The organism is Burkholderia sp. BCC1972 (assembly GCF_905339605.1).
Taxonomy (GTDB): domain Bacteria; phylum Pseudomonadota; class Gammaproteobacteria; order Burkholderiales; family Burkholderiaceae; genus Burkholderia.
On the sequence record NZ_CAJPGH010000005.1, the window covers coordinates 263,440 to 278,095 of the forward strand.

Below are 14,656 nucleotides of genomic sequence, written 5' to 3' on the forward strand. Positions count from 1 at the left end.
GCATCACTATGAAAACAGTCATCATCACCGGCATCACCGGCCAGGACGGCGCCTATCTCGCCGAACTCTTGCTCGACAAGGGCTACACGGTTTACGGCACCTACCGCCGTACCAGCTCGGTGAACTTCTGGCGTATCGAGGAGCTTGGCATCGCCAAGCATCCGAACCTGCATCTGGTTGAATACGATCTGACCGATCTGTCGGCGAGCATCCGCCTGCTGCAGACGACCGGTGCGACCGAGGTCTACAACCTCGCGGCGCAGAGCTTCGTCGGTGTATCGTTCGACCAGCCGGTCACGACCGCGGAGATCACGGGCGTTGGTCCGCTGAACCTGCTCGAAGCGATCCGCATCGTCAATCCGAAGGTTCGCTTCTACCAGGCGAGCACGTCCGAAATGTTCGGCAAGGTGCAGGCGATTCCGCAGATCGAATCGACGCCGTTCTACCCGCGCAGCCCGTACGGCGTGGCGAAGCTGTATGCGCACTGGATCACCGTCAACTACCGCGAAAGCTACGACATCTTCGGCTGCAGCGGGATCCTGTTCAATCACGAGTCGCCGCTGCGTGGCCGCGAATTCGTCACGCGCAAGATCACCGACTCGGTCGCCAAGATCAAGCTCGGCCAGCTCGACGTGCTCGAGCTGGGCAACATGGATGCGAAGCGCGACTGGGGTTTCGCGAAGGAATATGTCGAGGGCATGTGGCGCATGCTTCAGGCCGACGAGCCGGATACGTTCGTGCTGGCCACGAACCGAACCGAGACCGTGCGCGACTTCGTGCGCATGGCGTTCAAGGCGACCGGTGTGGATCTCGAGTTCAAGGGCAGCGACGCGAACGAGATCGCCGTTGACGTCGCAACCGGCAAGACGGTGGTTCGCGTCAATCCGAAGTTCCATCGTCCGGCCGAAGTCGATCTGCTGATCGGCAATCCGGAGAAGGCGAAGCAGAAGCTGGGCTGGGAACCGAAGACGACGCTCGAGCAGCTGTGCGCGATGATGGTTGAAGCGGATCTGCGACGCAATGAACGCGGCTTCTCGTTCTGACGCGCCGCGCGCGCTGGTCACGGGGCTCGGCGGCTTTACGGGCGACTACCTCGCGCAGTCGCTGCGAGCCGCCGGCTATCGCGTGTTCGGTACCGCGCACGGCGCCGAGGCGACCGGGCCTGACATGTATCGGGTGGACCTGTGCGACCGCGCGGAACTCGCGAAGGTCGTCGCCGACGTGCAGCCGGACGTGGTCGCGCATCTTGCCGCGATCGCGTTCGTTGCGCACGGTGACGCAGACGCGATGTATCGCACCAACGTGGTCGGCACGCGCAACCTGCTGGAAGCGCTCGCGAGCTTGGAGAGTCGCCCGAAGGCGGTTCTGCTGGCCAGCAGCGCCAACATCTACGGCAACGCGGCGGTCGAGATCATCGACGAAACGGTCGAACCGAATCCGGCGAACGACTATGCGGTCAGCAAGCTGGCGATGGAGTACATGGCGCGCCTGTGGCACGACAAGCTGCCGATCGTCGTTGCACGTCCGTTCAACTACACGGGTGTCGGTCAGTCGCCGCAGTTCCTGCTGCCGAAGATCGTCGGCCATTTCCAGCGCGGCGAGCGCGTGATCGAACTCGGCAACATCGATGTCGAGCGCGATTTTTCCGACGTGCGACGGGTGATTGATGCGTATCGACGCCTGTTGCAGCTCGCACCGGCAGGTGGCGTATTCAATGTCTGTTCCGGCCGGGCGACATCGCTGAAGGCGGTGATCGCAATGATGGAGCAGATCGCCGGCTACACGATCGAGGTACGCGTCAATCCGGCCTTCGTGCGCGCGAATGAAGTGCGCCGATTGCAGGGCGATGGCTCGCGTCTGCAGGCCGCTGTCGGGCCGCTCGAGGACATTCCGCTGGAAAGCACGCTGCGCTGGATGTTTGGCGGAGGGCGCGGGTGAAGGTTGGATTCGGCACGACCGCACTGGCCCGCAGCAGTGCGCATGGCGGTGTCGACGGCATTGGATCGTATACGCGCGAACTGGGGCGCGCGTTGCTGGCGCAGGGCGGGGTCGACCTGGTTCCTGCCGGCTTCGGTGCAGTTGCCGGCGACGACGTGTTTCCGGGTGCCCGGCCATCGGTGAATCTCGGCCGGCATGAGGTTGCGACGGTGCTGGGCGCGGTGACGTCGTGGACGGCCGTCGACGAGAAAGCGCTGCGCGCGGAACACGTCGACGTCTTTCATGCGACCGATCACCTGATTCCGAAGCTATCCGCGACGCCGGTCATCGCAACGCTGATGGATGCGATTCCGCTGTCGCATCCTGAGTGGACGACGATCCGGCTGGCGGCGCTGCGCCGTTGGCTGCTGCGCCGCTCGGGAACCTGGGCCGATCATGTGATTACGATCTCCGATTATTCGAAGCAGGAAATCGTCGAACATTTTGGTATCGCGCCGGAGCGAATCTCCGTTGTTCCGCTGGGGGTGCATCCGCGTTTCTTTGAACGGATCGACCGGATCGGGCGTGACGAGGTATTGAAGCGTCTCGGCTTGCCGGCGCAATTTTTTCTGTGCGTCGGAACCCTGCAGCCGCGGAAGAACCTCGAGCGAGTGCTCGATGCTCACGCGAGCTTGCCAGCCGATCTGCGCCGCGGCATACCGCTGGTGATCGTCGGTCGGGCCGGCTGGGGCTGCGAGCATCTCGTCGCGCGTCTGCGCGCAGAAGGGGACGGCAGCGTTCGCTGGCTCCAGTATCTGCCTGACCACGACGTGCGCGCGCTGATGCAGTCGGCGAGCGCGCTGGTATTTGCATCGCTGTGCGAGGGCTTCGGATTGCCGGTCGTGGAAGCCTTCGCGTCGGGGCTGCCGGTCGTGGCGTCGAACACGACGTCCGTACCCGAAGTCGCGGGCCACGCGGCGATCCTGGTCGATCCGCTCCGTATCGACGAAATCGCGGACGGCATGCGAATGATCGTCGAGCAGCCGGGCAAGGCAGACGCGCTTCGCGAGGCTGGCCTGACGCGGGCACGCGCGCTGAACTGGCCGGCCTGTGCACAGAAGACGTTGGCCGTCTACGAAACTGTCCTGGGCGCGACACGTCGTTCATGAATCAATTTGCATCGGGGAGCGCTGCGTGAAGTTGGGGGTGGATATCACCTGGATGGTGGGCAATTACCGCGGCATGGGGCGCTACGCCCGACAATTGGTGGAGCCGGTTGGCGCGTCGGTGTTGGGCCTGGGTCCAAGCGGCGTACGTGCCGACGAGTGGCCGTGCGTCAGCGCGGGGCGCGGGTTCTTCCCGTGGTGGGAGCAGGTCGAATTGCCCCGCCTGTGCCGTGAGCAGAAGCTCGACTACCTGCTGTGCCCGTACAACACGGGGCCGCTGCGGTCCACCGGCAACACACGGGTAGTCGCGGTCGTCCACGACCTGATCTACCTGAAGCCGTGGCATGTACTGCCGCCTGCTCGGTCGCTGTACCAGACCGTCGGGCGCATGTACCGTCGTCAGGTGGTGCCGCGGCTCGTGCGGCGGGCTGACGCCGTGCTCACCATCTCGCGGTTCACGCAGCGTGAGTTGATGGATCGGTTCGGGTTGCGCGAGGCGGATGTCCCCGTCATTCCGTGCATGATTTCGGACGACTGGTTCGCGTCGCCGGTGAGTCGGGTCGCGCGCCAGCCGTACCTGTTCACGGTGGCGGGCGAGGTGCCGAGCAAGAACGTCGATCGTCTGCTGCAGGCCTTTGCCGTGGCGCGGCCTGCTCTTGGCGACGATGCACGGCTGAGGATCGCCGGGATCAAGGCCGATCACCACGCGCATTTTTACGGTCGGGCGGACGCCCTCGGGTTGACGGGTGTCGTCGAACTACTCGGCTATGTGTCGCGGGAGGAGCTGCGCGAGCAGTACCGCCAGGCCCGCGCATTCATCTTTGCTTCGTTATTCGAAGGGTTCGGGATTCCATTGCTGGAAGCGATGGCGTCCGGGACGCCCGTCGCGTGCAGCAACACGACGTCGATGCCTGAAATCGTCGGCGACTGCGGTCTGCAGTTCGATCCTTATTCGGTGGAAGACATGGCGGAACAAATCCGCAGGGTGTGGGACGACAGTAAGCGATTCGATGTAGCGGCCGGCGCCGGCATGGACCGCGCGCGTACCTTCTCGGCGTCCGCCGTTCGTCCGTCGATTCAGGATTTCTGGGCGCGTCTGTCATGAGCGGGGACAAAAAGAAGTTGCTGGTGCTGACGCCCCGGTTTCCGTATCCGGTGATCGGCGGCGACAAGCTGCGGATCTACCATCTCTGCCGCGTGCTGTCCCGCCATTACTCGTTGACGCTGCTGAGCATGTGCGACACCGACGAAGAGATGCACGCCGCGTTGCCGGACGATGGCGTGTTCGATCGGGTCGAACGGGTTTTCCTGTCCCGCCGGCGGTCGTACATCAACACGTTGCTCGCGCTGCCCACGCGCACGCCGCTGCAGGTCGCGTACTACCGGAGTCGTGCGTTCGAGAAGGCCGTGGCGCGATTGCTGCCGTCGCACGACGGCGCATTCGTGCATCTCGTGCGCTGCGCCGAATATGTCCGCAAATCGGGCAAGCCACGCATCCTGGAAATGACCGATGCGATCTCGCTCAACTACAGCCGTGTGAAGCAGTTGAAGAATGCGCGTGGGTTGAAGTCGCGCGTGTTCGGCATCGAGGCGAAACGCCTGCTCGACTACGAGCGCACGATCGTCGACGATTTCGACCTGTCGGTGCTGGTTTCGAGGACCGATCGCGACTACCTGTTTCCGGGGGCGTCCGCCGCGAAGGTGATGGTGTGCTCGAACGGTGTCGATCTGTCGAACCTGCCTTACACGGCGCGGAGCACGGCGAGCCGGATCCTGATCTTCATCGGCGACATGCGTACGGTCCAGAACCAGGACATGTGTCACTTCTTCGCGGACGCCGTGCTGCCGTTGCTGCGCAAGCGCGCCGACTATCGTTTCCGGATCGTCGGGTCCATCGCCCCCGCACTGGCCGAACAATTTCGCGCGTACGACGGCGTCGATGTGACCGGCCGCGTGGAGTCGGTCGCGCAAGCCGCGTTCGACGGCGCGATCGGCGTATGCCCGATGCGCATTGGCGCTGGCGTGCAGAACAAGATTCTCGAGTACATGGCACTCGGGTTGCCCGTCGTCACTACGTCACTGGGCCACGAGGGCCTGGGTGCAGAGAGCGGCCAGGATCTGTTGATTGCGGACACGCCGGAGGAATTCGTCGACCGCATCGAGCGGCTCGTCGCCAACGAGGCTGCGGCGATCGAGATGGCGGCGCGGGCGCGCACCTTCGTCGAACGCGAGCACGGATGGGAGCGGATGGTCGCACCGCTCGTCGACAAGGTGGGCGCGTTGCTGGCCTGAGCCGCAGCCCGCCCGGTTTGCAGGCACAAGCGCTGCTGCGGACGCGAGGTGCGCGGCTTGGTTGCGGCCGGTCGGCACGGTTACAATGGCCGCGAATTCATGCGGCACCATCGGCACGCGCGGCTCACGGTTGCCGGTCGGGATTGCGCGCCGGCGATGTCGCTGTCTCGCGAGCAGGCCGGAGCGCGCGCGTTTGTCATCTGATTCGGAACCCGAACATCACATCATATTTCCATATGGTTGTAACCGGCCATGCATGCATCGACGCACCGCCGGATGCCGGTCGGACGGCGCCGATGGTCGATCGCAGCGGCGATCGACTTTTTCTCCGTCTGCGAGATTCCGGCGTGTTCGTTTCTGCCTCACGGTCGGGTGGCCACACACGTCGGCAGGCGCTGCCGGCCGGTGCAACCGCCATGACGCCCATTCACAGGGCCGTCAGCCGACCGGGCGGGAGGCGGCGATGACCCACCTCGTCGTCACCGGCGCGAACGGCTTCGTCGGCCGCGCAGTCTGCCGCCGCGCGCTGGAAGCCGGGCACACGGTTACCGCCCTGGTGCGGCGTCCGGGCGGCTGCATCGACGGCGTGCGCGAGTGGGTGCACGACACCGCCGATTTCGATGCGCTGACTGAAGCGTGGCCCGCCGACCTGGCCGCCGATTGCGTGATCCATCTCGCCGCGCGCGTACACGTGATGCGCGACGAGTCGCCCGATCCCGACGCCGCGTTCGACGCCACCAACGTCGCCGGCACGCTGCGTCTCGCCGAGGCGGCACGCCATCACGGCGTGCGCCGCATCGTGTTCGCGAGCAGCATCAAGGCGGTCGGTGAAGGCGACGGCGGGGTGCCGCTGTCCGAGGCTTCCGAACCCGATCCGCAGGACGCATACGGCCGTTCGAAACTGCGGGCAGAGCGCCAGCTCGCGCAATTCGGCGCGTCGGCGGGGCTCGACGTCGTCGTCGTTCGTCCGCCGCTCGTCTACGGCCCGTCCGTCCGCGCCAACTTCCTGCGGATGATGGACGCGGTCGCGCGCGGGATGCCGTTGCCGCTCGGCTCGGTTTCGGCGCGCCGCAGCATCGTCTACGTCGACAACCTCGCCGATGCGCTGCTGCGTTGCGCAATCGACCCGCGCGCGGCCGGCGAATGCTTTCACGTCGCCGACGACGATGCACCGTCGGTCGCGGGCCTGCTGCGCCTCGTCGGCGACGCGCTTGGCCGGTCGGCCCGGCTGATCGCGGTGCCGCCGGCGCTGTTGCGTGTGCTCGGCAAGCTGACGGGTCGCAGTGCGGCCATCGACCGGCTGACCGGAAGCCTGCAGCTCGACACGGGCCGGATCAAGCGCGTGCTGGGCTGGCATCCGCCCTATACGACCCGCCAGGGCCTCGAAGCGACCGCCGCATGGTATCGTTCGCGCGATACACGAAAATAAAGCCACATGCTTCTCGCGAATCCCACCTGGCTCACCACGGCCGCGGTGGCTCTGGCCGCCGCGTTCGCCTCGACGACGATTCTCCGCGTACTGCTCGCCACCGGGTTGGCCTGGCGTCTTGCCACTGACGTTCCGAACGATCGTTCGCTCCATACGCTGCCGACACCGCGCGTCGGCGGATGGGGCATCGTGCCGGTCTGCGTCGTCGCACTGCTGGCGCTGGCGCCGCGACTCTGGCTGATTGCCGTCGCCGCCGCAGGACTCGCCGCGATGTCGCAGATCGACGACCGGCGCGGGTTGCCGGCCCGTGTGCGGTTCTCGGCGCACCTCGCGGCAGTCGTCGCGCTGGTCGTCGTGTACCCTGCCGATGCACCCTGGTGGCTGCTCGCGGGCGTGGGTTTCGCGATGGTGTGGCTGACGAACCTGTACAACTTCATGGACGGTGCCGACGGCCTCGCGGGCGGCATGGCGCTGTTCGGCTTCGGCGGGTACGCGGTCGCGGCGCTCGGCGGCGCGCATCCGTCGCCCGATCTCGTCGTGGCGGGCGCGGCGGTCGCCGGCGCGGCGCTGGGCTTTCTACTGCTCAATTTCCACCCGGCGAGACTGTTCCTCGGTGACGCAGGCTCGATTCCGCTCGGATTCCTGGCCGGTGCGCTGGGCTACTGGGGCTGGCGTACCGATGTCTGGCCGATCTGGTTCCCGGCGATGGTGTTCGCGCCCTTTATTGCCGATGCATCTGTAACACTTTTGAGACGCTTGTTACTCGGAGAAAAGTTCTGGCAAGCGCACCGCGAGCACTATTATCAAAGGATGGTCCGATCGGGCGTTAGCCACGGTCGGACCGCTCTTTATTGGTACCTCATCATGCTCGCGGGCATAATTGTCGCCGTGTGGGCAAAGGGCCGCCCCGAACTGCAGCAATGGCTGTCGTTCCTCGCGTGGTATGGCGTCCTGGCATGGTTCGGATGGTTGATCGACATGCGTTGGCGCCGGTTTCAGGCGGCCGCCGAAAACAATTCTTGAGGTTTCCCGCCGATGTTGCGTTCCAAGGCATCTTGGCTGTCATTGAGTGCTTTCCTGTTCGACCTGACGGCGGTTGTGGCCGCGTGGTTGTTCGCTTATCTCGTTCGTTTCAACGGCAGCGTTCCGCATGATTTCCTGAGCGGCGCGCTGATGGCGTTGACCTGGGTGCTGCCCATCTTCGCGCTGATGTTCCACGGGTTCGGCCTGTATCGCGGCCTGTGGGTGTTCGCGAGCCTGCCCGACCTGATGCGCATCGCGAAGGCGGTGGTCGGCGGCGGCGTGATCGTGATGATCGGCGCCGTGATGTTCCAGCCGCAGCCGATCATTCCGCGCTCGGTGCTGCTCGTGTCGCCGCTGATGCTGTTCCTGGCGATGGGCGGCGCGCGCGCGCTGTATCGTGCGACGAAGGAGTACTACCTGTACGGCGGGCTCGTCGGCAAGGGCAAGCCGGTGCTGGTGCTCGGCGCCGGCACGGCCGGCGCGAGTCTTGCGCGCGAGCTGTCGCGTTCCGGCGAATGGCGCCTCGTCGGCCTGCTCGACGACGACGTCACGAAGCAGGGCCGCGAAATCTACGGCTACAAGGTGCTGGGCTCGTTCAACGACCTGAAGCATTGGACCGATGCGATGAAGGTCGAGTACGCGATCATCGCGATTCCGTCGGCGTCGGTCGAGACGCAGCGTCGCGTCGCGACCCTGTGCGTGCGTGCCGGCGTGAAGGCGATGGTGCTGCCGTCGCTGACCGCGCTGATGCCGGGGCAGGGCTTCCTGTCGCAGGTCCGGAACATCGATCTCGAGGATCTGCTCGGCCGCGATGCCGTGACGATCGACACGCCGCACGTCGAGGCGCTGCTGCGCGGCCGCGTCGTGATGGTGACGGGCGCGGGCGGTTCGATCGGCTCCGAGCTGTGCCGGCAGATCCTGCGCTTCGCGCCGGCGCAACTGGTTGCATTCGACCTGTCCGAATACGCGATGTACCGGCTCACCGAGGAGCTGCGCGAGCGATTCCCCGACTTGCCCGTGCTGCCGATCATCGGCGATGCGAAGGATTCGCTGCTGCTCGACCAGGTGATGTCGCGCCATGCGCCGCACATCGTGTTCCATGCGGCCGCCTACAAGCACGTGCCGCTGATGGAGGAGCACAACGCGTGGCAGGCACTGCGCAACAACGTGCTCGGCACGTATCGCGTGGCGCGCGCGGCGATTCGCCACGACGTGCGTCACTTCGTGCTGATCTCGACCGACAAGGCCGTCAATCCGACCAACGTGATGGGCGCGAGCAAGCGCCTCGCCGAAATGGCCTGCCAGGCATTGCAGCAGACGAGCGGGCGGACGCAGTTCGAGACGGTGCGCTTCGGCAACGTGCTCGGCAGTGCGGGCAGCGTGATTCCGAAATTCCAGCAGCAGATCGCGAAGGGCGGCCCGGTGACGGTCACGCACCCGGAGATCACGCGGTTCTTCATGACGATCCCGGAAGCGTCGCAGCTCGTGCTGCAGGCGTCGAGCATGGGGCAGGGCGGCGAGATCTTCATTCTCGACATGGGCGAGCCGGTGAAGATCGTTGATCTCGCGTGTGACCTGATTCGCTTATACGGCTTCTCGGAAGAACAGATCCGCATCGAATTCACCGGGCTGCGGCCCGGAGAGAAACTCTACGAGGAACTGCTCGCGGACGACGAGGCGACGACGCGCACGCCGCACCCGAAACTGCGGATCGCGCGGGCGCGCGAAGTGCCGGACAATCTCCTCGACGAGTTGCTGCCGTGGCTGATGCAGCACCGCGTGCTGTCCGACGACGAAGTGCGGCGTGACCTGCGGCGCTGGGTGCCGGAGTATCAGACGGCGATTACGCCGGTGCTGCAGAGCGTGCCGAAGCGGGCGGTTTCCGGCGAGTGATCGCGTCGACCGGTCGTCGCATCGCCCAAACCAGGTGTCTCGCGGAATCCATGCCGTTCAGTAGCGTACTGGACGGCATTTTTGTTTGCGGGGTTTGCTGGCCCCCTTGATTGCATGTCACCTGCAGGAAATGCGCGGCGACATTATTCGAATTAATGCAGGGTTTAGTCCGTTCGCACCCGCGCGCCGAGCTTATTTGACTGCTGGCTGATTTCTGCATATGGTTCATCAACGGAATTGAATTTGGCTGGAACGCCAATTGGCAATCGGATGCTGCATTAAAGAAATGGATTGAAAAAAATTTAAATAAATAATCCAGAACAGAGACCAATCCGATGGAGACCGAGCACATTGCCAGATCGGTGATCGCGGCACTCGCGGTGCTCGCGCTTGCAAGCTGCGGGGGCGGCGACAGTCCGACGGCGGTCACTGCGCAGGCGTACAAGTTGTCGGAACTGCGGGCCGCGGGCAATGTCGTGGGTTTGGCGCCGTTAAGCGCCACGACGTCCGTTCATGTTGCGTTGGTACTCAAGCTCAACAATGAAGTCGCATTAGACAGGTTTTTGCAGCAGGCAAGGACTCGTGGCAGCGCCAATTTCGGCGCCGTGCTGACTTCGGCGCAGGTCGTCGCGCAGTACGCTCCCACGGCCGAACAGGTCTCGACTGTGAAGGCCTACCTGCGAAGTAATGGCTTCACTAACATCAAAGTAGCCGGCAACAACATGATCGTCGAAGCCGATGCCGCGGCCAATGTGGTATCCGGCGTGTTCAGGACGACGCTGGTGCCGGTCGCGATGGCGGATGGCAGCCGGACGCATGTCAACCTCACCGCCGAGACAGTGCCCGATGCGATCAGCGGGGTTGTTCAATCGGTTTTGGGACTGGATACGGCGACCCGCTTGCATACGCACAGCGTCGTCCGGGTTCCGCTCGCGGGCGGTGCGCAAAATGCAAACGCGCCGTCGACAGCCGCAATCACGGTAGGTCATAACCCGACGGCTTTTCCAGGCATCTATTCCGTCGGCAGCGCTCCAGCGGCCCGCGATATCACGGTGGGGATCATTGCCGAAGGAAACCTGACACAGCCGCTTATCGACCTGACCACCTTCGAAAACAACAACCAGCTTCCCGCGGTACCCGTCTCGGTCTTCAATGCCGGGATACCAAGTGCGGACACGCACGCGAACGTCGAATGGTCGCTCGATAGCCAGAGCATTGTCGGAATGTCCGGCGGCCTCAAGCAACTCGAATTCTACGTGGCGTCATCCTTCGCGTGGATCGATATGGCTTCCGCCATCAATCTGGCGGTGGCAGGCAATACCTCCCGGGTCATCAACATGTCCATTGGCGGATGCGAGAACCAGGCACCAACGGCATCGATCGATCTGCTGCTCAAACTCGCCGTCGCGCAAGGGCAGACTTTCTCGGTCAGCTCGGGGGATTCGGGCAGCGTCGCCTACGGCTGTTCCGGCACCTCGGTCGAATATCCGGCAAGCTCCCCCTATGTCGTAGCCGTGGGTGGCACAAGCCTGTATACGAACGCGAATGGAAGCTATGCCGGCGAGACGGCCTGGGGCGACAGCGGTGGCGGCATCAGCGTCGTGGAGCCCATTCCCGCTTGGCAGTCGAACCTGTCCCAACTCAATGGGCGGGCCTATCGGGGCGTCCCGGATCTTGCGTTTGATGCCGATCCCCAAAGCGGTGCGCAGGTCATTGTCGGTGGACAACTGCAGATCGTGGGAGGGACAAGTCTGGCCGCGCCCCTGTTTGCGGCAACCTGGGCGCGCATGCTCTCCAACTCGTGCGCGACGGCCCCGGGATTCGCTGCGCCCACGTTATACAGCGTGCAAGCAACTACTCCGGCCATCTTTCGCGATGTCACTTACGGGTCGAACGGCGCATACAGCGCCGGCCCGGGATGGGACTTTGTCACCGGCTGGGGCACGCCGAACATAAGCGTCCTGCATTCCGCAATATGCGCTCCAACGTCTCCCATCTACGGCGGTGTCGTGAATGAAGGTACGACACTCAACCCGGGACAAACGCTGTACTCGCCGTCCAGGAACCATGTACTCACCATGCAATACGACGGCAACCTCGTGCTTTACAACACGACCAATGGCGTTGCGGTGTGGAATTCCCGAGCTTCCGGAAATGCAGGCGCCTATGCGGCCTTCCAGACTGATGGCAACTTTGTGGTCTACAGCGCGAGTGGCAGGGCGCTCTGGTCGTCGTCGACCAATGGCACGTCTCATGCTCAATACCTGTCCGTTCAGGACGACGGCAACATGGTGATCTACGAATCGGATGTTCCGGTATTTTCCACCGCGACTGCTACGACGGGATATGTCAATTCCTCGAGCGGCCCTGCCGTCTGGAAGGGCGGCGTCACCATCAGCAGCGGCCAGGGCTTTACTTCAGGCAACGGCGCAAACGTGCTGGTCATGCAGGGGGACGGCAATCTGGTGCTGCTTCGCCAAGGCGTTCCGCAGTGGAATTCCGGTACGTTCGGTCATGCGGGCGCATATGCCTCGATGCAAACGGATGGCAATCTGGTCGTCTACAGCTCGACGCACACGCCGCTCTGGTATTCCAGCACCAGTGGAAATCCGGGTGCAGTCACGTACATCCAGGACGACGGTAACGTCGTGATCTATACGCAAGTGCCGCACTGGAGCACCAATACATCGGGAAGCTAGTGTCCTGTTCGTTGCGTGGGCGCGCCTTGATGCACTGGAAACCGCCGGCTTCGGCCGGCGACAGGCCGCTCAATGCCCGCGCCTTTCCTTGCGCACCACCATCCACCGCGGCGCCCTGAACCTTACGATGCTGAGATAAAGCCACACATACGTCAGCGCGAACAGCACGACGAACACGAACAGGTGCACCGTATGCCGCCAGAACAGCGTCGCCGGAATCACCGCGACGAGGCACAGCAGCCACAGATAAGGTGAGGTCAGCGAATTCCGCCGCGTCAGGTCGTGCGCATGCTTCGTCCCCACGGCCCAGCGCATCAGCCGCTTGTACACCAGCATGTGCAGATGCACGCCGTCCGGAATCCCCGGCGACATCCCGCGGATGAATTTCTTCCGGTAGATCGAGAAACAGGTCTCGAAGATCGGGTACATGAACAGCAGCACCGGGTACCACGCCGACACCTCGTGGTTGCGCATCACGAGCATGATCGCGAGCTCCGCGAGCATGAAGCCGATGAAGTACGCGCCGCCGTCGCCGAGGAAGATCAGCCCGGCCGGGAAATTCCACAGGAAGAAGCCGAGCACGGCGCCCATCATGATGATCGACGCGGACATCACGACCGGGTCGTTGACGTGGAATGCGACATACGCAAGCGACGCGAACATCATGAAGCTGACCATCGATGCGAGCCCGTTGAACCCGTCGATGATGTTGATCGCGTTCGCGAGCGCCGCGACCGCGAGCACGGTGATGAACGCCGAGATGACGACGTAGCCGAGCAGGAAATCGAGCGGCGGCACGCTGATGCGCTTGACCGCGATACCGAGCAGCCAGAACGCCAGCGCGGCCGCGCCCATCGTGCAGAGCAGCCGTGCGCGCGGCGACACGCGCTTGGTCAGGTCCTCGACGAGGCCGGACAGGAAAGCGGGCAGCCCGCAGGCAGCGATCCCGAGAATGCTGCCGGAGATCGTCGGATAGCGCCGGGACAGCACCAGCGCGGCAACGACGACCCCGGCGAGGATCCCGATGCCTCCGACCCGCGGCACGGGCCGCACGTGGAATTTCTGCACGCCGGCCAGATCGCTGTCGACCGAGAATTTCTCGTGAAGGTGCGCATAGCGCACGATGAACAGCGTAACGAGCAGGGAGACGATGAAGCCGGACGCGAAGCTGAGCATGGGATCGCTCGAAAAATGGACAGCGGATTATACAAAACCGCGCGGGTTCCCCTCCTGCCATCGCCAGTGATCGGCACACATTTCTTCGATACCGAGCGTCGCGCGCCAGCCGATGATGTCGGCCGCGGCCTGCGGGTTCGCGTAGCACTCGGCGATATCGCCCGGACGGCGCGCGACGAGCTCGTACGGCACCGGGCGGCCCGACGCCTTCTCGAACGCACGCACGACTTCCAGCACGCTGTAGCCCTGGCCGGTGCCGAGGTTCACGACGAAGCTCGCGTCGCGCTTGGCCAGCGCGTCGAGCGCGGCGATGTGCCCCTTCGCGAGATCGACGACGTGGATGTAGTCGCGCACGCCCGTGCCGTCCGGCGTCGGGTAGTCGGAACCGAACACGCGCAGCTTGTCCAGCTTGCCGACCGCGACCTGCGCGACGTACGGCATCAGGTTGTTCGGGATGCCGGCCGGATCCTCGCCGATCAGGCCGCTTGCATGCGCGCCGACCGGGTTGAAGTAGCGCAGCGTCGCGATGCGCCACGACGGATCGGACACCTCGAGATCGCGCAGGATCTGTTCGGCGATCAGCTTCGACTGGCCGTACGGGTTCGTTGCCGACAGCGGGAACGATTCGTCGATCGGCGAGCGCTCGGGCACGCCGTACACGGTCGCGGACGAGCTGAACACGAACTGCCTGACGTTGCGCTCGCGCATGACCTTGAGCACGGCGAGCAGGCCGCCGATGTTGTTCTGGTAGTACTCGAGCGGCTTCGCGACCGATTCGCCGACGGCCTTGAGCGCCGCGAAATGGATGGTCCCGGTGATCGGGTGCGCGTCGAACACCTTCGCGAGCGCGGCTTCGTCGCACACGTCGACCTGGTGGAACGCGGGCGTCTTGCCCGTGATCTGCTCGATGCGCCGGACGGACTCGGCCTTGCTGTTGACGAGGTTGTCGACGATCACGACATCGTAGCCGTTGTCGAGCAGCTCGACGGCCGTGTGCGAGCCGATATAGCCCGCGCCGCCGGTAACGAGGATGGTGCCTTTAGCGGTCATTGCAGATGCGC

The 14,656-nt window shown here is 64.3% G+C and carries 11 protein-coding genes; 9 read left to right on the top strand and 2 right to left on the bottom strand.

What is annotated here, in order from left to right:
* Positions 1-8 precede the first annotated feature (8 nt).
* From gmd to U5798_RS10685, 9 genes are all read left to right on the top strand, one after another.
* Positions 9-1,043 carry a GDP-mannose 4,6-dehydratase gene (gene gmd / locus U5798_RS10645; protein WP_174919555.1) on the top strand — a complete coding sequence of 345 codons (1,035 nt, stop codon included), beginning with the start codon at positions 9-11 and terminating at the stop codon, positions 1,041-1,043.
* Entirely contained in the window at positions 1,021-1,938 is a 918-nt protein-coding gene (locus U5798_RS10650) for an NAD-dependent epimerase/dehydratase family protein (protein WP_322082015.1), read from the top strand. Before gmd ends, U5798_RS10650 begins: the two co-directional genes overlap by 23 nt.
* Positions 1,935-3,086 (top strand): glycosyltransferase family 1 protein, encoded by a 1,152-nt coding sequence (locus U5798_RS10655; RefSeq protein ID WP_322082016.1) that lies wholly within the window; start codon positions 1,935-1,937, stop codon positions 3,084-3,086. The genes U5798_RS10650 and U5798_RS10655 overlap by 4 nt, the downstream gene beginning before the upstream one ends.
* 25 nt (positions 3,087-3,111) lie before the next feature.
* Entirely contained in the window at positions 3,112-4,188 is a 1,077-nt protein-coding gene (locus tag U5798_RS10660; protein ID WP_322082017.1) for a glycosyltransferase family 1 protein, read from the top strand.
* Entirely contained in the window at positions 4,185-5,375 is a 1,191-nt protein-coding gene (locus U5798_RS10665) for a glycosyltransferase (RefSeq protein WP_322082018.1), read from the top strand. The genes U5798_RS10660 and U5798_RS10665 overlap by 4 nt, the downstream gene beginning before the upstream one ends.
* 463 nt (positions 5,376-5,838) lie before the next feature.
* Complete coding sequence (locus U5798_RS10670) at positions 5,839-6,804, top strand: SDR family oxidoreductase (protein ID WP_322082019.1); 966 nt, start codon at positions 5,839-5,841, stop codon at positions 6,802-6,804.
* 6 nt (positions 6,805-6,810) lie between these two features.
* On the top strand, positions 6,811-7,827 hold the full coding sequence (locus U5798_RS10675) for a glycosyltransferase family 4 protein (protein ID WP_322082020.1): 1,017 nt from the start codon (positions 6,811-6,813) through the stop codon (positions 7,825-7,827).
* A gap of 12 nt (positions 7,828-7,839) precedes the next feature.
* A complete protein-coding gene (locus U5798_RS10680; protein ID WP_322082021.1) occupies positions 7,840-9,720 on the top strand; it encodes a nucleoside-diphosphate sugar epimerase/dehydratase in 1,881 nt (626 codons plus the stop codon).
* Positions 9,721-10,055: 335 nt separating this feature from the next.
* Complete coding sequence (locus tag U5798_RS10685; protein WP_322082022.1) at positions 10,056-12,419, top strand: protease pro-enzyme activation domain-containing protein; 2,364 nt, start codon at positions 10,056-10,058, stop codon at positions 12,417-12,419.
* 69 nt (positions 12,420-12,488) lie between these two features.
* Here the strand turns inward: U5798_RS10685 and U5798_RS10690 are convergent, their stop codons facing one another.
* Together U5798_RS10690 and galE are read right to left on the bottom strand one after the other, a co-directional pair.
* The gene (locus U5798_RS10690) at positions 12,489-13,595 is read right to left on the bottom strand and encodes an MraY family glycosyltransferase (RefSeq protein ID WP_124449136.1); all 1,107 of its coding nucleotides are present in this window, start codon (positions 13,593-13,595) and stop codon (positions 12,489-12,491) included.
* A gap of 27 nt (positions 13,596-13,622) precedes the next feature.
* Positions 13,623-14,645: a UDP-glucose 4-epimerase GalE gene (gene galE, locus U5798_RS10695; protein ID WP_124449135.1), complete on the bottom strand. Its 1,023-nt coding sequence runs from the start codon at positions 14,643-14,645 to the stop codon at positions 13,623-13,625.
* Positions 14,646-14,656 lie beyond the last annotated feature (11 nt).

Bases quoted from the DNA above. Each gene is read 5' to 3' on its own strand.
- gmd (WP_174919555.1), top strand. From the start codon at position 9: ATGAAAACAGTCATCATCACCGGCATCACCGGCCAGGACGGCGCCTAT.
- U5798_RS10650 (WP_322082015.1), top strand. From the start codon at position 1,021: ATGAACGCGGCTTCTCGTTCTGACGCGCCGCGCGCGCTGGTCACGGGG.
- U5798_RS10665 (WP_322082018.1), top strand. From the start codon at position 4,185: ATGAGCGGGGACAAAAAGAAGTTGCTGGTGCTGACGCCCCGGTTTCCG.
- U5798_RS10685 (WP_322082022.1), top strand. From the start codon at position 10,056: ATGGAGACCGAGCACATTGCCAGATCGGTGATCGCGGCACTCGCGGTG.
- U5798_RS10690 (WP_124449136.1), bottom strand. From the start codon at position 13,595: ATGCTCAGCTTCGCGTCCGGCTTCATCGTCTCCCTGCTCGTTACGCTG.
- U5798_RS10675 (WP_322082020.1), top strand. From the start codon at position 6,811: ATGCTTCTCGCGAATCCCACCTGGCTCACCACGGCCGCGGTGGCTCTG.
- U5798_RS10670 (WP_322082019.1), top strand. From the start codon at position 5,839: ATGACCCACCTCGTCGTCACCGGCGCGAACGGCTTCGTCGGCCGCGCA.
- U5798_RS10680 (WP_322082021.1), top strand. From the start codon at position 7,840: ATGTTGCGTTCCAAGGCATCTTGGCTGTCATTGAGTGCTTTCCTGTTC.
- galE (WP_124449135.1), bottom strand. From the start codon at position 14,645: ATGACCGCTAAAGGCACCATCCTCGTTACCGGCGGCGCGGGCTATATC.